Raw genomic sequence first — 21,758 nt, forward strand, 5'->3', positions numbered from 1 at the left:
ATTTTTGTTTTTGGACTTTCTGTGTCCTGCGTGGGAGCGGGCTTGCTCGCGATAGCATTACCGCGCCAATCGCTCTAAACCGGGTAGCCCCATCGCGAGCACGCCCGTTCCCACACAAAACCGGCCCACGTCCATGACCGCTCCCTCCTACATCGGGCGCTTCGCCCCAACGCCCAGTGGCCACCTGCACTTTGGCTCGCTGGTCGCCGCCCTCGCTTCTTATCTCGACGCCCGCTCTGTGGGTGGCCGCTGGCTGTTGCGCATGGAAGACCTCGACCCTCCCCGCGAAATGCCCGGTGCACAAGCCGCCATTCTGGATGCCCTTGAACGCTACGGTTTTGAATGGGACGGCGAACTGGTTCGCCAAAGCGACCGTCACGAGGCATACGCCCAAGTGCTGAACCGACTGTTCAGCATGGGCCTGGCTTACGCCTGCACCTGTTCGCGCAAACAGCTTGAAAGCTATAACGGCATTTACCCGGGGCTGTGCCGCAATGCGGGCCACTCGATGGAAAACGCCGCTATCCGCATACGCGTCCCCGAGCTCGAATACCGTTTTGAGGATCGGGTTCAGGGCTTGTTTGGTCAGCATCTGGGACGGGATGTGGGGGACTTTGTGATTCGGCGCCGGGACGGCCTGTATGCCTACCAACTGGCCGTGGTGCTCGATGACGCCGCCCAGGGTGTGACGGATATCGTGCGTGGCGCCGACCTGCTGGACTCCACACCGCGCCAGCTCTACCTGCAAGAGCTGCTGGGCTTGTCACAACCGCGCTACCTGCATGTGCCGCTGATCGTGCAACCCGATGGCCACAAGCTCGGCAAATCGTACCGCTCGCCGCCCCTGACGCCCGAGCAGGCAACACCATTGCTGCTTCGCGCCTTGCGCGCCCTGGGTCAGACGCCTGACGAATGCTTGAACGACGCCACCCCGCGTGAAGTCCTGGATTGGGGCATCGCTCACTGGAGCCCAGCCAAAATCCCGCGCACACTGACCCTCCCCGAAGCGCAATTACGCTGACAACCCTTGCAGGTTGCCAGCCATCCGTTACCATCGCCGCACGTTTTTGGGCATGCGGCCTGTAAAAGTGAGGGCGGGATGTATATCTATCGATTGGTCCTGTTGCTGGTTGTCGGGATCTACCTGTTTTCTCCCGCCATCATGGATTGGTGGATCGATGCGACAGGTGCCTGGTACAGGCCCTATCTGCTCTGGCTGATTCTGATCGTTGTGACCTTTATTCTTCAGAGCCAAAAAGATGCCGATGAGCTTTAGCCTGACCCAGATGATCCTGATCAGCGCCGCCTACCTGGGGGTACTGTTTGGTGTGGCCTGGATCAGTGAACGCGGCATGATCCCGCGCGCAATCATTCGCCACCCGCTGACCTACACACTGTCGCTGGGCGTCTATGCCAGTGCCTGGGCGTTTTACGGCACCGTGGGCCTGGCCTACGAATACGGCTATGGATTTCTATCCAGCTACCTGGGGGTTTCCGGGGCCTTTTTGCTGGCGCCCGTGCTGCTCTACCCCATCCTGAAAATTACCCGCACTTATCAGCTTTCATCCCTGGCTGACTTGTTCGCTTTCCGTTTTCGCAGCACATGGGCCGGTGCGCTGACCACGATTTTCATGCTCATAGGCGTGTTACCGCTGCTGGCCCTGCAGATCCAGGCCGTGGCCGACTCCATCAGCATCCTCACACGCGAACCCGTGCAACACCGCGTCGCCCTGAGCTTCTGTGCGCTGATTACCCTGTTTACGATCTTCTTCGGCTCGCGGCACATCGCCACCCGTGAAAAACACGAAGGTTTGGTCTTCGCGATCGCCTTTGAGTCGGTGATCAAACTGATCGCCATTGGCGGGGTGGGCCTCTACGCGCTTTATGGTGTGTTCGACGGCCCGCAACAGCTTGAAGTCTGGCTGCTGCAAAACCAGACCGCCCTCGCCGCTCTGCATACGCCATTGCAAGAAGGCCCGTGGCGTACCTTGCTGCTGGTGTTTTTCGCCTCGGCCATCGTGATGCCGCACATGTATCACATGACCTTTACCGAGAACCTCAACCCACGCGGACTGGTCAGCGCCAGCTGGGGCCTGCCGCTGTTCCTGCTGCTGATGAGCCTGGCCGTGCCGCTGATTCTATGGGCTGGCCTCAAGCTGGGCGCCACCACCAATCCCGAGTACTTCACCCTCGGTATCGGCATCGCCGCCAACAGCAAACCCCTTGCATTGCTGGCCTATGTCGGCGGGCTATCTGCCTCTAGCGGGCTGATTATCGTCACCACCCTGGCACTGTCCGGCATGGCCCTGAACCATCTGGTGCTGCCGCTTTATCAGCCACCCGCCGAGGGCAACATCTACCGCTGGCTGAAGTGGACCCGCCGGGCACTGATCGTAGCCATCATCATGGCTGGCTATGGCTTTTACCTGCTGCTGGGCGCCGAACAGGATCTGGCCAACCTCGGCATCGTCGCATTCGTCGCGACCTTGCAGTTCCTGCCGGGCGTGCTCTCGGTGCTGTACTGGCCGACCGCCAACCGACGCGGCTTTATTGCCGGATTGCTGGCAGGGATTCTGGTGTGGATGGCGAGCATGCTGTTCCCGCTGATCGGCAACTTCCAGGGGTTCTACATCCCGTGGCTGAACATGATCTATGTGCTGGACGACACCAGCTGGCACATGGCGGCAATCGCCTCACTGGCAGCCAACGTCCTGATGTTCACCCTGATTTCGCTGTTCACCAACGCCAGCCCCGAAGAGGCCAGCGCCGCCGAAGCTTGCGCCGTCGACAACGTACGCCGTCCACAACGGCGCGAGCTGCACGCCGCCTCACCGCAAGAGTTCGCCACCCAGCTGGCCAAGCCATTGGGCGCCAAGGCGGCACAAAAAGAAGTCGAGCAAGCACTGCGTGACCTGTTCTTACCGTTCGACGAGCGCCGCCCCTACGCCTTGCGCCGTTTGCGCGACCGTATCGAGGCCAACCTTTCGGGCTTGATGGGCCCCAGCGTTGCCCAGGACATGGTCGAAACCTTTTTGCCCTACAAGTCGGGCGGCGAAAACTACGTCACCGAAGACATCCACTTCATTGAAAGCCGGCTTGAGGACTACCACTCACGCCTGACGGGGCTGGCAGCCGAACTCGACGCCTTGCGCCGTTATCACCGCCAAACCTTGCAAGAGCTGCCCATGGGCGTTTGTTCGCTGGCCAAGGACCAAGAGATCCTGATGTGGAACAAGGCGATGGAAGAATTGACCGGTATCCCGGCCCAGCGTGTGGTGGGTTCGCGCCTGAGCACCCTGGGAGATCCGTGGCGAGAGTTGCTGCAAGGCTTTATCGACCTGCCTGACGAACACTTGCACAAGCAGCACCTGGCCCTGGATGGCCAGACTCGCTGGCTCAACCTGCACAAAGCCGCGATCGATGAACCTCTGGCCCCAGGTAACAGCGGCCTGGTGTTACTGGTCGAAGACCTTACCGAAACCCAGATGCTCGAAGACAAGCTGGTGCACTCCGAGCGACTGGCCAGCATCGGACGCCTGGCGGCGGGTGTCGCTCACGAAATTGGCAACCCTGTCACCGGGATTGCCTGCCTGGCGCAAAACCTGCGCGAGGAACGCGAAGACGACAGCGAGCTGACTGAAATCAGCAGCCAGATTCTTGAGCAGACCAAACGTATCTCGCGCATCGTCCAGTCCTTGATGAGCTTCGCCCATGCCGGCAGCCACCAGCACAATGACGAGCCCGTCTGTCTGGCCGAAGTGGCACAGGATGCCATTGGCCTGCTGGCCCTGAACCGACGCAATTTCGAGGTGCAGTTCTATAACCTCTGCGACCCTGATCATTGGGTCGACGGCGACCCGCAACGACTCGCCCAGGTATTGATCAACCTGCTCTCCAACGCCCGCGACGCCTCTCCTGCCGGGAGTGCAGTGAGGGTCAAGAGCGAAGCCAGCGAGCACACCGTCGACCTCATCGTGGAAGACGAAGGCACAGGCATCCCCAAGAACATCATGGATCGATTGTTCGAACCGTTTTTCACCACCAAGGACCCTGGCGAAGGCACCGGTCTGGGCCTTGCACTGGTCTATTCCATCGTTGAAGAGCATTATGGACAAATCACCATCGACAGCCCGGCTGACATTCACAGCCAACGCGGAACCCGTATCCGGGTGACACTACCGCGTCATGTCGAAGCGACGTCCGCTGTGAACTGAGACCGTCGAGAGAACCGAATCAATGCCGCATATTTTGATCGTCGAAGATGAAACCATCATCCGCTCCGCGTTACGCCGTTTACTGGAGCGTAACCAGTACCAGGTCAGCGAGGCTGGCTCGGTGCAAGAAGCACAGGAGCGTTTCAGCATCCCCTCGTTCGACTTGATTGTCAGCGACCTGCGCCTGCCAGGCGCTCCGGGCACCGAGCTGATCAAGCTCGGCCAAGGTAAGCCGGTGCTGATCATGACCAGCTATGCCAGCCTGCGCTCGGCTGTTGACTCGATGAAAATGGGCGCTGTCGACTACATCGCCAAACCCTTTGATCACGACGAAATGCTGCAAGCAGTGGCGCGTATTCTGCGTGACCGGCAAAACGTCCAGAGCGCACCTGTCGAGCGCCCAGCCAAACCGGGTGTTACCGACAAAAGTGCTGTGGATAACAGCAACGGTGAAATCGGCATCATCGGCTCCTGCCCACCCATGCTGGACATGTACAGCAAGATCCGCAAAGTCGCGCCAACCGACTCCAATGTCTTGATCCAGGGCGAGTCCGGCACCGGTAAAGAACTGGTTGCACGCGCCCTGCACAATCTTTCCCGGCGTGCCAAGGCACCGATGATTTCGGTGAACTGTGCAGCCATTCCTGAATCTCTGATCGAATCCGAACTGTTCGGCCACGAAAAAGGCGCGTTTACCGGCGCCAGCGCTGGCCGTGCAGGCCTGGTTGAAGCGGCCGACGGCGGAACACTGTTCCTTGATGAAATCGGCGAACTGCCGCTTGAGGCCCAAGCCCGTCTGCTTCGCGTGCTGCAAGAGGGCGAGATTCGCCGCGTAGGTTCCGTGCAGTCGCAAAAGGTCGATGTACGCTTGATTGCCGCGACGCACCGCGACCTGAAAAGCCTGGCCAAGGTCGGTCAGTTCCGCGAAGACTTGTACTACCGCCTGCACGTCATCGCACTCAAGCTGCCCGCATTGCGCGAGCGTGGCGCTGACGTGAACGAAATCGCCAACGCTTTTCTTGCACGCCAAAGTGCCCGCATTGGCCGCACTGACCTGAAATTCGCCCCCGATGCCGAGCGGGCAATCAGTCATTACTCCTGGCCGGGTAACGTGCGTGAACTGGAAAACGCAGTAGAGCGAGCGGTGATCCTGTGTGAAAGCCCGGAAATTTCGGCTGAACTGCTGGGTATCGATATTGAACTGAGCGATCTGCAAGACGATGATTTTATCGGCCTGGCCCCGCAGCAGAGCATCGTCAACGGTAACACCAGCCTTGATCCGACCGAAGATCTGTCACTGGAAGACTACTTCCAGCACTTCGTACTTGAGCACCAGGACCACATGACCGAGACAGAACTGGCCCGCAAACTGGGGGTCAGCCGCAAGTGCTTGTGGGAACGGCGCCAGCGTCTGGGCATTCCTCGGCGCAAAACCGGCGTGCCAAGCGAGGGCTAGGTAACACGTTCAAATGTAAAAAAACTGTTACCTCAGTCAAATCACGTAACAAAAGCCGGGTCTTAAGGTAACGATGACCCGGCTTTTTTTTGCCCTGAAAAAAGCAAAAACACTAGAAACCCCTTATTTTGCTGGCCCGTGTAAAAGTTGGCACGACCCCTGCTATATGTATTCGTACAAGAACAATAAGAATCACAGCAACACACAATAAAAATAAGACGTATCGGCTCACGCATAACAAGAACAACACGGCGGAGGCGCAGCTAACTGATTGTTTTGGAGAGGCGTTGTAAATGGGGCTTGCCCCACGACTAGGCAGAGAACAACAAAAACTGCACTTAAAGCAGAGCCTGAACTAGTTGGATCATGGATCACATCAACACAGCGACCAAAGCAATCCGTTTGCTCTTATCTCCCGATTGGGAGGGTTACTCAGGCAAGACCTCTGTAACCAGGGCGATTAACAAAAACAAAAAGCCCGCAATCAATAATAAAAATAGAGCATGCAATTCATTCTGGGGGAGCTTTGGCTCCCCTTGTGCTTCCTGCGATTCAGAAAAAACTCCCACGGCTCTACCTCAACGCTCTTGCAGCTATTTTTGCCTATTGCCTGCAGCTTCGCTCACAAGAGCGACTCAGTGTCCTACACCATCCCCTGACTAAATGCTAGAATCCCCGCCCATCATGCGGTCATTCTTCGTTTTGGCCGAACATTCCTTCAAACAGTGCATCCCATGCTGAAGAAGCTGTTCCAGTCATTCCGTTCCCCCAAGCGTCGTACGCAACAACTGCGCAGCACCCCTGAAGTGCTCAACAGCAGCCAACACTCGCTGCAACGTGCCCAGTTCAGCCGCTACGCGGTCAACATCGTCGAGCGCCTGCAGAACGCCGGTTACCAGGCCTATCTGGTAGGCGGTTGCGTACGCGACATGCTGCTCAACATCACGCCAAAAGACTTTGACGTCGCTACCAGCGCCACGCCTGAACAAGTGCGCGCCGAGTTTCGCAATGCGCGAATCATCGGTCGACGCTTCAAACTGGTGCATATCCACTTTGGTCGCGAAATCATTGAAGTCGCAACCTTCCGTGCCAATCACCCGCAAAACGACGAAGAGGAAGACAGCAACCAGTCCTCACGTAACGAGAGCGGGCGCATCTTGCGCGACAACGTTTACGGCACCCTTGAAGAAGACGCCCAGCGTCGTGACTTCACGATCAACGCCCTGTACTACGACCCGGTCAGCGAACGCATCCTCGACTACGCCAATGGCGTACACGACATACGTAACCGCTTGCTGCGCCTGATTGGTGACCCGCAACAGCGCTACCAGGAAGACCCGGTGCGCATGCTGCGCGCAGTGCGTTTTGCCGCCAAGCTCAACTTTGGCATCGAAAAACACACCGCCGAGCCGATTCGCGAACTGGCCCCCATGCTGCGCGAAATCCCGTCGGCACGGTTGTTCGAAGAAGTCCTCAAGTTGTTCCTCTCGGGTAACGCTTCAGACACCTTCGAAATGCTGGTTGACCTCGAGTTGTTCGACCCATTGTTCCCGGCCAGCGCCGAAGCACTGGAACACAATCCGACATACACCCACACCCTGATCAGCGAAGCCTTGCGCAACACCGATCTGCGGATCAAGCAGGGCAAACCGGTAACGCCGGCCTTCCTGTTTGCTGCCCTGCTCTGGCCTGCCCTGCCGGCCCGTGTACTGCGCCTGCAAGATCAAGGCATGCCGCCCATTCCTGCCATGCAGGAAGCCGCGCACGAACTGATCGCCGAACAGTGCCAGCGAATTGCTATTCCCAAGCGTTTCACCATGCCGATTCGCGAGATCTGGGACATGCAGGAGCGCCTGCCACGGCGCAGCGGCAAACGTGCCGACATGTTGCTCGACAACCCGCGCTTCCGTGCCGGCTACGACTTCTTGCTGCTGCGTGAAAGCGCAGGCGAGCAGACCAATGGACTGGGCGAGTGGTGGACGGACTATCAGGACGCCAATGACAGCGGTCGCCGCGACATGATTCGTGACCTGAGCAACGCCAAGGATGACGGCGCCGGGCCTGCACCGCGTAAACGTCGCCGCACCAGTGGTGCCAAGCGCAAACGCAGCGCCGCAGCGGACGAGTAAGCGATGGAGCGCGTCTACATTGGAATGGGCAGCAACTTGGCCGCCCCTGAAGAGCAATTGCACAGTGCCGTCCAGGCACTGGCGCAATTGCCTGACTCCCGACTCGTCGGGGTGTCGGCGTTCTATCAAAGCGATTCATTGCTGCCCGGTCAGCCGCGCTACACCAATGCCGTGGCCGCCATCGACAGCACGCTGCCACCTCTGGATCTGCTCGACGCACTGCAAGCCATCGAGCTAGATCAAGGTCGCGAACGCCACGAACGCTGGGGCCCACGCACCCTGGATCTCGACATTTTGCTGTTTGGCGATCGCCTGATCGACGAACCCCGCCTCAAAGTCCCCCACTACCACATGCACGCCCGGCCTTTTGTGCTCTACCCCCTGGCCGAAGTGGCACCCGCATCCCTGAAACTCGCCGATGGCCGTAGCCTGTCGCAATTGCTGGCCGACTGCCCTTTCATCGGGCTTGAGCGCATCACCGCTTAAGCTGAAACGAATCAATAACCGGGTAACACCTTTGCGGTAACACCCGGAATTGACTTCCTGTGAGCTCGTCACGACTATAGGCATCCCGCTGCCATCCGCTGGATGGCGCAATGTGAAAAGCAGGCTTTATAAGCGCCCTCTATAAAGGTGTGCCTGTTCATAACGATGAATCACACGCGTTACTCGCAGTGGTTATCACACTGCCTGACGAGGATCCTTTTCATGCCAGCTATTACCCTGACCACCCTGCAAAGCCTTAAGCAAAAAGGTGAAAAAATCACCATGCTGACGTGCTATGACGCCACCTTTGCCCATGCCTGCAATCAGGCCGGTGTTGAAGTGTTACTGGTAGGCGACTCCCTGGGCATGGTTCTACAAGGGCATGACAGCACATTGCCTGTGACGACCGCCGACATGGCTTACCACGTGGCTTGCGTCAAACGCGGTAACCAGGACGCCCTGATTCTCGCAGACATGGCCTTCATGGCGAATGCGACCCTGGAACAAAGCCTGAACAACAGCGCGCTGCTGATGAAAGCCGGCGCGCACATGGTCAAAGTCGAAGGCGCCGTGTGGCTCGCCGAATCGATTCGCGCCATGACCGAACGAGGCATCCCGGTGTGCGCGCACATGGGTCTGACCCCGCAGACGGTGAACGTACTGGGCGGTTACAAAGTTCAGGGACGCAACGAAAACCAGGCGCGCCAAATGCGTGCCGACGCCATTGCCCTGGAGCAAGCAGGCGCAGCCATGCTGCTGCTTGAGTGCGTACCGAGCGAACTGGCGGCAGAAATCACCCACGCAGTGAAAATCCCGGTGATCGGCATTGGTGCCGGCAGTGACACAGACGGACAGGTCCTGGTGCTGCACGACATGCTCGGCCTGTCGCTGACAGGGCGCGTGCCCAAGTTTGTGAAGAACTTCATGACCGGCCAGCCTGACATCCAGTCCGCCCTGAGTGCCTACGTCACTGAAGTCAAAGCCGTCAGCTTTCCTGCTACCGAACACGGGTTCTCTGCATGAACACAGTTAAAACCGTTCGCGAATTGCGCGCCGTTATCGCCCGTGCACGCCGCGAAGGCAAACAAATAGCCCTGGTTCCGACCATGGGCAATCTGCACAGCGGTCATGGCGCACTGGTCACCACCGCCGCGCAACAGGCTGACTTTGTAGTGGCCAGCATTTTTGTAAACCCGCTGCAGTTTGGTGCCAACGAAGACCTCGCCACCTATCCGCGCACGATGGCGGCCGATCAGGAAAGACTCCTGCAGGCAGGTTGCCATTTGCTGTTTGCCCCAACCGTCGAGGAAATGTACCCCAACGGCATGGAGGGCCTGACCCGTGTTACTGCCGCCAAGTTGAGCAATGAACTGTGCGGCAGCCGTCGCCCGGGGCATTTCGATGGGGTGACCACGGTGGTCAGCAAACTGTTCAATATGGTTCAGCCTGATCTGGCGATCTTTGGCCAAAAGGACTACCAGCAGCTGGCAGTCATTCGTGCAATGGTCAACGACCTCAACTTTCCGATCCAGATCATCAGTGAACCGACCGTACGCGCCGAAGATGGCCTGGCCCTGTCTTCGCGCAATGGTTACCTGAGCGAAGAGCAGCGTGCCCTCGCACCTGCGCTGTACCGTCATTTGAGCGAGATGGCTCACGCCATTGAAGCTGGTGAGCGCGATTACCCGGCATTGGTCAGCCAGCATCTGACGCAGATCGAAGCCATCGGCTTTCGCCCCGACTACCTGGAAGTGCGTCACGGCCAGACTTTGCTCCCGGCCACGGCCACTGATCGTGACCTGGTGATTTTGGTCGCGGCTTTTATGGGCGCCACCCGTTTAATCGACAACGTGCACTTAAACCTCGACAGCGCGCTCTGACAGAGCCGACTGCGCGGACCCGCGGAATGACCCGCACTCCATAAAGAAACACTGAAACGATTCAGCTCGTGTGACACAGCGGTGACAAAAGTTACCGTTTGTTGTCAGACAAAGCCAAGACAGAAGCAGGCGAGAGAGGTACTGTAATCGCCCTGCTTCTAGCTGACGTGCAGAATCAGATCGACCGGGCACCTCGATAATAAAAAGGTGCAGGCGTTTTCAGTGTCCAAAGGCAGTTCAAGCAAAAAGGATATCCGCAGCGATGGCGTACTACCGCACCCCTCATGACGTTACCGCTCTGCCCGCTTGGCAAGCGTTGAAACTCCACCGCGCTGACATGCAAAATTTCAGCATGCGCGACGCGTTTAACAGCAACCCCAAACGTTTTGAAGAATTCACCCTGAGCAGCTGCGGGCTGTTTCTGGACTACTCGAAAAACCTGATCACCAACGAGACCCGCGACCTGTTGGTCAATCTCGCCAACGAGGTCGATCTCAAAGGCGCGATCAAGTCGCTGTTTGGTGGCGAAATCGTCAACGCCTCTGAAGGCCGTCCAGCCTTGCACACCGCGCTGCGCCGCCCGGTTGCCGACAAACTGTCGGTGAACGGCGTGAACATCATGCCCGAGGTGCATAAAGTCCTTAACCAGATGACCGAGCTGGTCGGCAGGATTCACGACGGCCTGTGGCGTGGTTACACCGAAAAGCCGATCACCGATATCGTCAACATTGGCATTGGTGGCTCTTTCCTGGGCCCCGAGCTGGTCTCTGAAGCGCTGTTGTCCTACGCCCAAAAAGGGGTGCGCTGCCACTACCTGGCAAATATCGACGGCAGTGAGTTCCATGAACTGACCGCCAAATTGCGCGCCGAAACCACGCTGTTTATCGTTTCGTCCAAATCCTTCAATACCCTCGAAACCCTGAAAAACGCTCAGGCTGCCCGGGCCTGGTACCTGGCCCAGGGCGGTTCGGAAGCAGAGCTGCATCGCCACTTTATCGCCGTATCGAGCAACAACGCGGCCGCTGTGGCCTTCGGTATTCGCGAAGAGAATATCTTCCCGATGTGGGACTGGGTCGGCGGGCGTTACTCGCTGTGGTCGGCCATCGGCTTGCCAATTGCCCTGGCAATCGGCATGTCCAACTTCAAGGAGCTGCTGTCCGGTGCCTACACCATGGACCAGCACTTCCAGACCGCTCCGTTTGAACAGAACATGCCTGTGCTGATGGCCGCACTGGGTGTCTGGTATGGCAATTTCTGGGGCGCACAAAGCCACGCGATCCTGCCGTACGACCACTACCTGCGCAACATCACCAAGCACTTGCAACAGCTGGACATGGAGTCCAACGGCAAAAGCGTGCGCCAGGACGGTACTCCGGTGTCCACCGACACGGGCCCTGTCATCTGGGGCGGCGTGGGCTGCAACGGTCAGCATGCGTATCACCAGTTACTGCATCAGGGCACCCAACTGATCCCGGCCGATTTCATCGTGCCGATCGTCAGTTTCAACCCTGTGGCCGATCACCATCAGTGGCTGTATGCCAACTGCCTGTCGCAAAGCCAGGCTCTGATGCTGGGTAAAACCCGCGAAGAAGCCGAAACTGAATTGCGCGACAAAGGCATGGCCGAAGAAGAGGTGCAAAAACTCGCACCGCACAAGGTGATTCCAGGCAACCGTCCGAGCAATACCCTGGTGGTTGAACGCATCAGCCCGCGTCGTCTGGGCGCGCTGGTTGCGCTGTACGAGCACAAGGTCTTTGTGCAAAGCGTGATCTGGGGCATCAACGCCTTCGACCAATGGGGTGTCGAGCTGGGCAAGGAACTGGGCAAGGGTGTTTACAACCGCCTGGTCGGCAGCCAGGAAGAGCCGGCCGACGATGCTTCGACCCAAGGTCTGATCAACTACTTCCGCGGTCGCCATCGCGGTTGATTGATAGCCAGCCAGTCTTCACCGACTGGCTGGCACCATCGAGAAAGGCATCATGGAACTTATCCGCCGCCCCATCGAACGCCAGATCATGAGCCTGACCGGGCTCTCCCTCGGCCAGCTCGACCTCGAAAACCCCAAGGGCGATCCCGGCCTGTTTGGCCCGGACTCCATCAGTTGGCAGGTACATGGTGATTTCACCAGCATGCTGATTGGCGGCATCAGCGCCTTGATGCTGCAAGCCTTGCACCCACTGGCCCTGGCCGGGGTGTGGGACCACTCCAATTTTCGTCAGGACATGATGGGTCGGTTACGCCGCACCGGGCAGTTCATTTCTGGAACCACTTTCGGTGCCACCGGTGATGCCAACTGGCTGATCGACAAGGTGCGTACCATCCACCTGCAAGTCACCGGCACCGGCCTCGATGGTCGCCCCTATGCCGCCAGCGACCCCGAATTGTTGACCTGGGTGCATGTGGCAGAGGTCAGCAATTTCCTTGCCGCCCACTTGCGCTATCGCAACCCCCATTTATCCGGTGCAGATCAGGATCGTTACTACGACGAAATCGCCATGATCGCTGAACGCCTGGGCGCTACAAACGTTCCGCGCTCACGCCAGCAAGTGACCGACTACCTCGAGGCAATCCGCCCACAATTGCTGTGTGATGAGCGTAGCCACGAGGTGATTCGCCTGCTGCTCAATGCGCCCGCCCCCAGCCTGCTGGCCAAACCCTTTGGCGCGCTGATGATGAAGGCCGGGATTGATTTGCTGCCCGACTGGGCCAGCGATCAACTGGGACTGCACCAGCGTCCTCTGGTTCGCAAGCTGGTGCGGGCCGAAGTGAACAGTACGGCGCCGATCCTTCGCTGGGCCGTGCGCAATGGCTCCGTGCAACGAGCACGGCGGCGGATGGGGCTGAGCAACAAAAGCCTGTAGTCGCTGCCGAGGAACGCAGGCTGCGATACAACTGCAACGACCACTCTGACGGACTGTACCGATGCAATCGCAGCCTGCGGCAGCGACTACACCCATGGGTGACATTTATGCCACCATGCCCGCCTGATTCCGAGCACAACACTCCAAGAATAAAGAGGACTCTAGCAATGCAAGATGTCGTAATCGTTGCCGCTACCCGCACTGCCGTAGGTAGTTTTCAAGGCTCCCTGGCCCATGTCCCCGCCGTGGAACTGGGCGCTGCGGTCATCCGCCAGTTACTGGTGCAAACCGGGCTGGATGGCACTCAGGTCGACGAAGTAATCATGGGCCAGGTACTGACCGCCGGGGCCGGGCAAAACCCTGCTCGCCAGGCTGCAATCAAGGCCGGGCTACCCTTCGCGGTTCCTGCCTTGACCCTCAACAAAGTCTGCGGCTCGGGCCTCAAGGCCCTGCACCTGGCCGCCCAGGCGATTCGTTGCGGCGATGCAGAGGTGATCATTGCCGGCGGCCAGGAAAACATGAGCCTGTCCAACTACATCATGCCCGGTGCCCGCACCGGCCTGCGCATGGGCCACGGCCAGATCGTCGACACCATGATCAGCGATGGCCTGTGGGATGCGTTCAACGACTACCACATGGGCATCACTGCAGAGAACCTTGTGGATAAGTACGACATCAGCCGTGAAGCGCAAGACGCCTTTGCCGCCGCCTCGCAACAAAAAGCCACGGCAGCTATTGAAGCCGGGCGCTTTGTCGATGAGATCACCCCCATCCTGATCCCGCAGCGCAAAGGCGATCCGATCGCTTTCGCCACCGACGAACAGCCTCGCGCAGGCACCACTGCCGAGTCGCTGGCCAAGCTGCGTCCAGCCTTCAAGAAGGACGGCTCCGTGACCGCGGGCAATGCATCCTCACTCAATGACGGCGCAGCCGCAGTGATGCTGATGAGTGCCACCAAGGCCAAAGCCCTTGGCTTGCCGGTGCTGGCCAGGATTGCCGCCTACGCCAACGCTGGCGTAGACCCGGCCATCATGGGTATCGGTCCTGTGAGCGCCACTCAGCGCTGCCTGAGCAAGGCAGGCTGGAGCCTTGAGCAACTGGACCTGATCGAAGCCAACGAAGCGTTCGCGGCACAAGCGCTGGCAGTGGGCAAAGAGTTGAACTGGGACGCGAGCAAGGTCAACGTCAATGGAGGGGCTATTGCCATTGGCCACCCGATTGGAGCGTCGGGCTGCCGTATCCTCGTCACCCTGCTCCACGAAATGATCAAGCGCGACGGGAAAAAAGGCCTGGCAACCCTGTGCATTGGCGGTGGCCAGGGCGTGGCGCTGGCGATCGAGCGGGAGTAACCCCACACCCTGTGGGAGCGGACTTGCTCGCGATGCAGACTACTCGGTCTGTCGGTCAAGCCGCGCGGATACGATCGTGAGCAGGCCCGCTCCCACACTGAAGTTTCGTACACCCTATTCTGCTAAACTGCCGCGCCTTATCTATCCCCCAAGGCGCATGGCATGTCTTCCTTGAATCAGGCGCTGCGCGCCGCCCTCGATAACCGTCACGACCTGTTGGCCGAGCTGCATGCTCAGGGCACTGACTGCTATCGCCTGTTCCACGGCAGCCAGGAAGGCGCTGGCGGACTGACCATCGACCGCTACGGCCCGCAACTGCTGGTGCAAAGCTTTCATCAGCGTCTTGAGCGCGATGATTTGCTGCAACTGCATGACGCGATCAATCGTCACTTGGGCCTCGACCTGTTGCTGGTTTACAACGACCGCTCCCAGGGCAATTCACGCATTGATCGCGAAGACACCGTGTACCGCGCTGAAGATGCCGCACTCGAAGACACCGTCGGCCACGAATGGGGGCTGAAGTACCGCGTGCGCGGGCGCCATGCCGGGCAAGACCCTCTGTTGTTTCTCGACCTGCGCAACGCTCGCGGCTGGGTCAAACAACACAGTGCCGGCAAAAGCGTACTCAACCTCTTCTCCTACACTTGCGGCGTGGGCCTGAGTGCGGCTGCGGGTGGCGCCCGTGAAGTCTGCAATCTCGATTTCGCCGAGGGTAACCTCGCGGTGGGCCGGGAAAACGGCCTGCTGAACCCTCAATTGCCCAAGATGAAGTTCGTGCAGTCCGACTATTTTGCAGCCATCCGCCAACTGGCCGGCTTGCCGATTATTCAACGCCGCCACAAGCTGCCCGCCTACCCGCGACTGGATCAACGTGAATATGATCTGGTGTTGCTTGACCCCCCTGCATGGGCCAAAAGCGCATTCGGTACAGTCGATCTGCTGCGCGATTACCAAAGCCTGCTCAAGCCTGCGGTATTGACTACCGCCCCGGACGGCGTGCTGATTTGTTGCAACAACCTGGCGAAGGTCAGCATGGACGACTGGCGCGAACAGGTTTTGCGCTGTGCCGAGAAGGCAGGCCGCCCGGTTCGCGACTGGCAAGTATTGACCCCGGCCAGTGACTTCCCGTCCCAGGATCAGCAGCCACCGTTGAAAACTTTGATCCTTCAGTTTTAAAACATCCTCTGAGTACAGCGTTCGTCTCGGAACCAGAAACGCGTGCCATACTCAAAGGCACTCCGACTGCTATAGACGACGCCCTACATGCTCAAAGGATTGATCCGCGCCATCGGCGCCGTGCTGATTGCTATCGCGCTGTACAGCGTGCTTGGCTTCCTGATTCTGCCGGGCATTGGCCTGCGCATCATCAACCAGCAGCTTGCCAACTACGCCACGGTGCCCGCCAAACTCGACCGGCTGGAATTCAACCCTTTCAGCCTGGAGCTGACACTGTGGGGGTTCAGGACCGGCGAACCAGGCAAGGAACAGATCGGTTTTGAACGGCTGTACGTCAATCTTCAGCTCGACAGCCTGTGGACAAAAGCGTTGCACCTGGCTGAAGTCCAACTGGACAAGCCCAAGACCGAGGTGCTGTTCAACAAGGATGGCTCACTCAATCTGACCCAACTGTTCAAGTTGCCGGCCAGCGAACCTGCCCCGAGCGAACCCGACAGCAAACCGTTCCCTGTGCGCCTCGACAGCATCAAGCTGGCTGACGGCTACCTGCACTTCACCGATATGCGTCCCGGCGAACCCATTGAATTTTTGTACGACTCAATGGACCTGGAGCTGAAAAACCTCAGCACCCTGCCCGATGACAACGCCGACATGACCCTGGTGGCTGTCGGTCCGGCGGGCGGGCGTATTGACTGGAGCGGCACGCTAAGCCTTGTGCCGATAGCCTCCACCGGCAAACTGAAAGTCACCGATGGCCAGATGAAAGTCTGGTGGCCTTATGTACGCGATGCCCTGCCACTGGTACTGGAAGATGGCGTGCTGAATTTCAGCACCGATTACAGCCTGAACCTGTCCAAAGAAACCGAGATGGTGCTGACCAATGCCTCGGCCAGCATTGCTCCGTTCAAGATCAACGCTCCAGACGGGCGCCCCCTGGTACGACTGGAGCGCCTGGATGTCAGTGACACCCGTGTGGATCTGGCCAAGCAGCAAGTCGTCGTCGGCAAGATCAACAGCCGCAACCTCGAAACCTGGGCCACCCGCGAGAAGGATGGCCAGCTTGATTGGCAAACACTGTTTGCCACTCCAGCCACAAAGGCACCGTCCAAAAAAGAACAAGTCGTCACGGTTGAAGCACCAAAATCAGCACCCGTAGCACCGGGCAAGCCGTGGGAAGTGCTGCTTAAGGATGTTGAATTACGCGACTATCGCGTACACCTCGCCGATAAAGAGCCCAAAACCCCGGTAGCGCTGGATATCGGTCCGCTTAACTTGAACCTGCAAAACTTCGACAGCCTGAACCGCTCGCCCTTCACCCTCAAGCTGGATACCGGTGTGGGCAAGCAAGGCAAGCTTGACGCCAGTGGCGACGTCAACCTGAGCCCGGTGAGTGCCAGGCTCAAGGTTACGACCAAGGACATCGACCTGCGTATCGCCCAGGCCTACATCGACCCGTTCATACGACTTGAACTGCGCAGCGGCATGCTCGGCAGCGACCTGGCGGTCAATCTCAAAAGCACCGAGCCACTGGCCTTTACCGTAGAGGGTCGTGCACAGGTCGATCAACTGCACACGCTGGACACACTCAAAGACCGCGACTTCCTCAAGTGGCAAAAACTGGTGCTGGAGGACGTGAAATACCAGCACGGCGATAGCTTGTCGGTGACCAGGGTCAACTTCGAGAAGCCGTACGTGCGCTTCATGATCAACGACGACCGCACCACCAATATCGATGATCTGCTGATCCCCCAACCCGCAGGCAGCACCGCCAAGAGCACCGCCAGCAAGGACAAGCCGCTGGGCATTCACATAGGCGCGATTGCGATCAACGACGGCTCGGCCAACTTCGCCGACTTCAGCCTGACACCCAACTTCCAGACAGCCGTTCAACAACTCAACGGACAGATCGGCACCATCGATAGCCGCAATGCCAAGCCCGCCCCGGTGAATATAGCGGGTAAGGTCGACCGTTATGCCCCGGTGACCATCAAGGGCAGCGTCAACCCGTTTGACCCGATGGCAAGCCTGGATATCGCCACCAGCTTCAAGCGTGTCGAACTGACGACATTGACGCCCTACTCCGGCAAATTTGCCGGCTACCGTATCCGCAAGGGTCGTCTGAACCTTGATCTGCACTACATGATCACCAAGGGTCAGCTCAAGGCCGAGAACAAACTGGTGGTCGAGCAATTGCAGCTCGGGGAGAAAGTCGACAGCCCCGATGCGGTTGATCTGCCGATCAAACTGGCAATCGCTTTGCTCAAAGACACGGACGGCAAGATCTCCATCGAACTGCCGATCAGCGGCGACCTTAACAACCCGCAATTCAGTGTGATGCCCATTATCTGGCAGACCGTACGCAATCTAGTGCTGCGTGCCGCCCAAGCCCCCTTCAAGTTCATTGGCGGCCTGATCAATGGTGGCGGCGCCGAAGACCTGGGCACGGTTTCATTCGCGCCAGGATCAAGCGAGCTGAGCCCTGAGGCGCAAAAAGCGCTGACCACCCTGGCCCAGGCGTTGAAAGAACGCCCCGCCTTGCGCCTGGAGATCGAAGGGACTGCAGCACAGAGCAGTGATGGCCCTTTTATTGCGAAAGAACGTCTTGAGCGCGAGTTCCAGTACAACTACTACAAGATCCTCCAGCGCCGCGGTGACAAAGTCCCGGCCAAGGCGGGTTTGCTGACCGTGCCGGATGATGAGAAAGGACCGTTGCTCGAAGGCATCTACCGCACCCGTCTCAAACAGCAGCCGCCTGCAGAATGGAAAGACCTGAGCCGTGACGAGCGCGCTGCCAAAATGACCGATGCATTGATCGACTTCTGGAGCAAAAGCGAAGTGCTGTTGCGTCAACTCGGCCAGGACCGCGCAAGCAGCATCAAGGACTTCCTGGTGGACAAAGGCCAGTTGGCTGATGAGCGCGTGTACTTTATCGATGCCACGCTGGGTGAAGCAGAGAGTGATGGCCGGGTGATTTCGCCTCTGCATCTGGATAGCGAGTAAGCGTGCCGGCAAAACCTGTAGTCGCTGACGAGGTACGAGGCTGCGATTAAGGGCACCACCACAAGGTCGGGGCTGCTACGCACCCCATCACAGCCTCGTGCCTCGTCAGCGACTACATATTCAGCAGAAATAGAACAGCCCCCGACGCAAGCGCCGAGGGCTGTAATGGCCACATCCATATGGCCGTCGCATGAACCTTGTTTCAAAGCCTGCAGGCGTACTGCTCAAATCACCCGCTGTGGCTTTGTTTCCCCCGGTCCTACGATATGAGGGGTGTTTATTCGGCTTTCAGGCCATCAGCCGAGACAGCTTTAACGCCTTTGATCTTTTTGGCGATGGCAACAGCGATGTCTTTTTGAGCTTCGGTCACTGGAACCATCGAGGAAAGGGAAACAACACCTTTGTTTGTCTCAACTTTGATATCGGTACCCGGAATGCCTTTTTCAGTCACCAGGTCAGCTTTCACTTTGGTGGTGATCCAGGTGTCAGAAGTGGCTTCCTTGGCTTTAGTTACTTCGCCAGCAGCGACGACCATCGGTGCCTGTGTAGTCGCTTGAGCAGCAAATGCAGCGTTGGCCATGGTCAGGGTCAGAGCGGTGGCAGTTGCAGCAGCGATAGCGAACTTCTTCATACGAGTAACTCCTGTCTTCTTTAAAATCTGCGCCGTCTTATGGCAGCAGGGTTATCTGTACTATTGCAGGGCCTGTGCCAACTTTTTCAGATAAATTAATCCTTATAAATCAATGACTTACGATTTCTCGTCATAATGGCGATCGTGCAGAATGCATGACGCGCTGCAAATTTGCATGCAAGTTGCGGGTTTCCACTCATGGCCTATCGCCCATTGGCGCCGACTTTTCGTCGCCCATAAAAAAAGGATCCCGAAGGATCCTTTTTTGTAACGCGGGTATCGGGGGCTATTACGCTTCCGATGCCTTGGCAGCAGCTACGTCCTTGATGGACAGCTTGATACGGCCGCGGTTATCCACGTCCAGTACCAGTACTTCAACTTCCTGACCTTCTTTAAGAATGTCAGTCACTTTCTCAACGCGAGCGTCGCTCAGCATGGAGATGTGAACCAGGCCGTCCTTGCCAGGCAGGATGTTGACGAATGCGCCGAAGTCGACGATACGCTCAACCTTGCCCACGTAGATCTTGCCGATCTCGGCTTCAGCGGTGATGCCCAGAACGCGCTGACGCGCTGCTTCTGCAGCTTCTTTGGTTTCGCCGAAGATCTTGATCGAACCGTCGTCTTCGATATCGATCGAAGCTTTGGTTTCTTCACAGATTGCACGGATGGTCGCGCCGCCTTTACCGATGACATCACGGATTTTGTCGGTGTCGATCTTCATCGCAATCATGGTCGGAGCGTTGGCCGACAGTTCGTTGCGCGATACGGCAATGATCTGGTTCATCTGACCCAAGATGTTCAGGCGAGCGTCCAGGGCTTGGCCCAGTGCGATCTCCATGATTTCTTCGGTGATGCCCTTGATCTTGATGTCCATCTGCAGCGCGGTAACACCTTTGGCGGTACCGGCTACTTTGAAGTCCATGTCGCCCAAGTGATCTTCGTCACCCAGGATGTCGGTCAGGACAGCGAATTTCTCGCCTTCTTTAACCAGACCCATGGCGATACCGGCAACCGGTGCCTTCATCGGAACACCAGCGTCCATCAGTGCCAGGGAAGCACCACACACCGATGCCATCGAGCTGGAACCGTTGGACTCGGTGATTTCCGATACAACACGGATGGTGTACGGGAACACGTCGGCAGCAGGCAGCATGGCCTGAACCGAACGGCGGGCCAGACGGCCGTGACCGATTTCGCGACGACCGGCGCCACCCATACGACCACACTCACCTACCGAGAACGGAGGGAAGTTGTAGTGCAGCATGAACGGGTCTTTTTTCTCGCCTTCCAGGGTGTCCAGCAGTTGTGCGTCACGGGCAGTACCCAGCGTTGCAACAACCAGAGCCTGAGTTTCGCCACGGGTGAACAAAGCAGAACCGTGGGTCTTCGGCAGAACACCTACTTCGATGTTCAGAGGACGAACAGTCTTGGTGTCACGGCCATCGATACGCGGCTTGCCGTTTACGATGTTTTCGCGAACGGTGCGGTATTCGATTTCGCCGAAAGCAGCTTTGACTTCGCTGGCAGAAGGCTGGCCTTCTTCACCGGACAGCTTGGCTACAACCTGATCCTTCAACTCGCCCAGACGTGCGTAACGGTCTGCCTTGACGGTGATGGTGTAAGCCTGGGAGATCGCTTCGCCGAACTCGGCACGGATAGCGCCCAGCAGTGCGGTAGCTTCCGGGGCAGCAGCCCAGTCCCACGTTGGTTTTGCAGCTTCGGCAGCCAGCTCTTTGACAGCCTGGATCACAACCTGGAATTCGTCGTGGGCAAACAGTACTGCGCCCAGCATCTGGTCTTCGGTCAGCTCTTTGGCTTCCGATTCAACCATCAATACGGCTTCCGAAGTACCGGCAACGACCATGTCCAGGCTCGAAGCAGCCAGTTGCTCGTAAGTCGGGTTCAGCAGGTAGCCGGTGCTTTCGTGGTAAGCAACGCGGGCAGCGCCGATCGGACCATCAAAAGGAATACCGGAGATAGCCAGGGCTGCCGAAGTACCGATCATCGCAGCGACGTCCGGATCGGTTTTCTTGCTGGTGGACAGAACGGTGCAGACAACCTGCACTTCGTTCATGAAACCTTCTGGGAACAGCGGACGGATCGGACGGTCGATCAGACGCGACGTCAGGGTTTCTTTCTCGGAAGGGCGACCTTCACGCTTGAAGAAACCGCCTGGGATTTTACCCGCGGCGTAGGTTTTTTCTTGGTAGTGAACAGACAGAGGGAAGAAGCCCTTGCCTGGATCAGCTTGCTTGGAGCCGACAACAGTCACCAACACGCTGACGTCGTCGTCAACGGTGACCAATACTGCGCCGGAGGCCTGACGGGCGATACGGCCAGTCTCTAGAGTAACGGTCGACTGACCGAACTGAAATTTTTTGATAACCGGGTTCACGGTGTCCTACCTTCTTTGTGGCTCTTGGGGAACGGGTTTCTTGCGAAAGTCATGCGCAACATCGGGTATTGACCCGACTCAAGATGCTTACGAAAACAGCCCGCGCGGCAAGCTTTCGTAAGAATCCGGCTAGTCCAGATAAAACTTGAGGCTGGAAGCCTGCCGTACGCCTGCGGAAAAT

Annotated in this window: 15 protein-coding genes; 13 read left to right on the forward strand and 2 right to left on the reverse strand. The window is 58.1% G+C overall.

Annotated elements, in window-relative coordinates:
* The first annotated feature begins 133 nt into the window (after positions 1-133).
* The 13 genes from gluQRS (at position 134) to AACY07_RS18075 (ending at position 18,551) form a co-directional block, all read left to right on the forward strand.
* Positions 134-1,021: a tRNA glutamyl-Q(34) synthetase GluQRS gene (gene gluQRS / locus AACY07_RS18015; protein WP_339476556.1), complete on the forward strand. Its 888-nt coding sequence runs from the start codon at positions 134-136 to the stop codon at positions 1,019-1,021.
* A 78-nt stretch (positions 1,022-1,099) separates the two neighbouring features.
* Positions 1,100-1,276 carry a hypothetical protein gene (locus AACY07_RS18020; RefSeq protein ID WP_003176118.1) on the forward strand — a complete coding sequence of 59 codons (177 nt, stop codon included), beginning with the start codon at positions 1,100-1,102 and terminating at the stop codon, positions 1,274-1,276.
* A complete protein-coding gene (locus AACY07_RS18025; RefSeq protein ID WP_219262445.1) occupies positions 1,260-4,214 on the forward strand; it encodes a sensor histidine kinase in 2,955 nt (984 codons plus the stop codon). The genes AACY07_RS18020 and AACY07_RS18025 overlap by 17 nt, the downstream gene beginning before the upstream one ends.
* Positions 4,215-4,236: 22 nt before the next feature.
* Positions 4,237-5,670: a sigma-54-dependent transcriptional regulator gene (locus AACY07_RS18030; RefSeq protein WP_339476558.1), complete on the forward strand. Its 1,434-nt coding sequence runs from the start codon at positions 4,237-4,239 to the stop codon at positions 5,668-5,670.
* A gap of 734 nt (positions 5,671-6,404) precedes the next feature.
* Positions 6,405-7,799, forward strand: a complete 1,395-nt coding sequence (locus AACY07_RS18035) for a polynucleotide adenylyltransferase PcnB (protein ID WP_339476560.1) — start codon at positions 6,405-6,407, stop codon at positions 7,797-7,799.
* A gap of 3 nt (positions 7,800-7,802) precedes the next feature.
* Positions 7,803-8,285: a 2-amino-4-hydroxy-6-hydroxymethyldihydropteridine diphosphokinase gene (gene folK, locus AACY07_RS18040; protein ID WP_339476562.1), complete on the forward strand. Its 483-nt coding sequence runs from the start codon at positions 7,803-7,805 to the stop codon at positions 8,283-8,285.
* 222 nt (positions 8,286-8,507) lie between these two features.
* Positions 8,508-9,308, forward strand: coding sequence for a 3-methyl-2-oxobutanoate hydroxymethyltransferase (gene panB, locus AACY07_RS18045; protein WP_133078292.1), 801 nt, complete (start codon positions 8,508-8,510; stop codon positions 9,306-9,308).
* Positions 9,305-10,165: a pantoate--beta-alanine ligase gene (gene panC / locus AACY07_RS18050; RefSeq protein WP_339476564.1), complete on the forward strand. Its 861-nt coding sequence runs from the start codon at positions 9,305-9,307 to the stop codon at positions 10,163-10,165. The genes panB and panC overlap by 4 nt, the downstream gene beginning before the upstream one ends.
* A gap of 262 nt (positions 10,166-10,427) precedes the next feature.
* Positions 10,428-12,092 carry a glucose-6-phosphate isomerase gene (gene pgi / locus AACY07_RS18055; protein ID WP_133078294.1) on the forward strand — a complete coding sequence of 555 codons (1,665 nt, stop codon included), beginning with the start codon at positions 10,428-10,430 and terminating at the stop codon, positions 12,090-12,092.
* Between the two features lie 52 nt (positions 12,093-12,144).
* On the forward strand, positions 12,145-13,026 hold the full coding sequence (locus tag AACY07_RS18060; RefSeq protein WP_339476566.1) for an oxygenase MpaB family protein: 882 nt from the start codon (positions 12,145-12,147) through the stop codon (positions 13,024-13,026).
* 167 nt (positions 13,027-13,193) lie between these two features.
* Positions 13,194-14,375: an acetyl-CoA C-acetyltransferase gene (locus AACY07_RS18065; protein ID WP_219262443.1), complete on the forward strand. Its 1,182-nt coding sequence runs from the start codon at positions 13,194-13,196 to the stop codon at positions 14,373-14,375.
* Positions 14,376-14,537: 162 nt separating this feature from the next.
* Entirely contained in the window at positions 14,538-15,551 is a 1,014-nt protein-coding gene (locus tag AACY07_RS18070; protein ID WP_133078297.1) for a class I SAM-dependent rRNA methyltransferase, read from the forward strand.
* 87 nt (positions 15,552-15,638) lie between these two features.
* Positions 15,639-18,551: a DUF748 domain-containing protein gene (locus tag AACY07_RS18075; protein WP_339476568.1), complete on the forward strand. Its 2,913-nt coding sequence runs from the start codon at positions 15,639-15,641 to the stop codon at positions 18,549-18,551.
* A gap of 277 nt (positions 18,552-18,828) precedes the next feature.
* Here the strand turns inward: AACY07_RS18075 and AACY07_RS18080 are convergent, their stop codons facing one another.
* Together AACY07_RS18080 and pnp are read right to left on the reverse strand one after the other, a co-directional pair.
* Positions 18,829-19,182 (reverse strand): BON domain-containing protein, encoded by a 354-nt coding sequence (locus AACY07_RS18080; protein WP_019825930.1) that lies wholly within the window; start codon positions 19,180-19,182, stop codon positions 18,829-18,831.
* A gap of 289 nt (positions 19,183-19,471) precedes the next feature.
* Positions 19,472-21,577 (reverse strand): polyribonucleotide nucleotidyltransferase, encoded by a 2,106-nt coding sequence (gene pnp, locus AACY07_RS18085; protein WP_133078299.1) that lies wholly within the window; start codon positions 21,575-21,577, stop codon positions 19,472-19,474.
* Positions 21,578-21,758: the final 181 nt, after the last annotated feature.

The organism is Pseudomonas sp. RL_5y_Pfl2_69 (genome assembly GCF_963970465.1).
Taxonomy (GTDB): domain Bacteria; phylum Pseudomonadota; class Gammaproteobacteria; order Pseudomonadales; family Pseudomonadaceae; genus Aquipseudomonas.

Coding starts and splice junctions, on each gene's coding strand:
- gluQRS (WP_339476556.1), top strand. CDS start 134: ATGACCGCTCCCTCCTACATCGGGCGCTTCGCCCCAACGCCCAGTGGC.
- AACY07_RS18020 (WP_003176118.1), top strand. CDS start 1,100: ATGTATATCTATCGATTGGTCCTGTTGCTGGTTGTCGGGATCTACCTG.
- AACY07_RS18025 (WP_219262445.1), top strand. CDS start 1,260: ATGCCGATGAGCTTTAGCCTGACCCAGATGATCCTGATCAGCGCCGCC.
- AACY07_RS18030 (WP_339476558.1), top strand. CDS start 4,237: ATGCCGCATATTTTGATCGTCGAAGATGAAACCATCATCCGCTCCGCG.
- AACY07_RS18035 (WP_339476560.1), top strand. CDS start 6,405: ATGCTGAAGAAGCTGTTCCAGTCATTCCGTTCCCCCAAGCGTCGTACG.
- folK (WP_339476562.1), top strand. CDS start 7,803: ATGGAGCGCGTCTACATTGGAATGGGCAGCAACTTGGCCGCCCCTGAA.
- panB (WP_133078292.1), top strand. CDS start 8,508: ATGCCAGCTATTACCCTGACCACCCTGCAAAGCCTTAAGCAAAAAGGT.
- panC (WP_339476564.1), top strand. CDS start 9,305: ATGAACACAGTTAAAACCGTTCGCGAATTGCGCGCCGTTATCGCCCGT.
- pgi (WP_133078294.1), top strand. CDS start 10,428: ATGGCGTACTACCGCACCCCTCATGACGTTACCGCTCTGCCCGCTTGG.
- AACY07_RS18060 (WP_339476566.1), top strand. CDS start 12,145: ATGGAACTTATCCGCCGCCCCATCGAACGCCAGATCATGAGCCTGACC.
- AACY07_RS18065 (WP_219262443.1), top strand. CDS start 13,194: ATGCAAGATGTCGTAATCGTTGCCGCTACCCGCACTGCCGTAGGTAGT.
- AACY07_RS18070 (WP_133078297.1), top strand. CDS start 14,538: ATGTCTTCCTTGAATCAGGCGCTGCGCGCCGCCCTCGATAACCGTCAC.
- AACY07_RS18075 (WP_339476568.1), top strand. CDS start 15,639: ATGCTCAAAGGATTGATCCGCGCCATCGGCGCCGTGCTGATTGCTATC.
- AACY07_RS18080 (WP_019825930.1), bottom strand. CDS start 19,182: ATGAAGAAGTTCGCTATCGCTGCTGCAACTGCCACCGCTCTGACCCTG.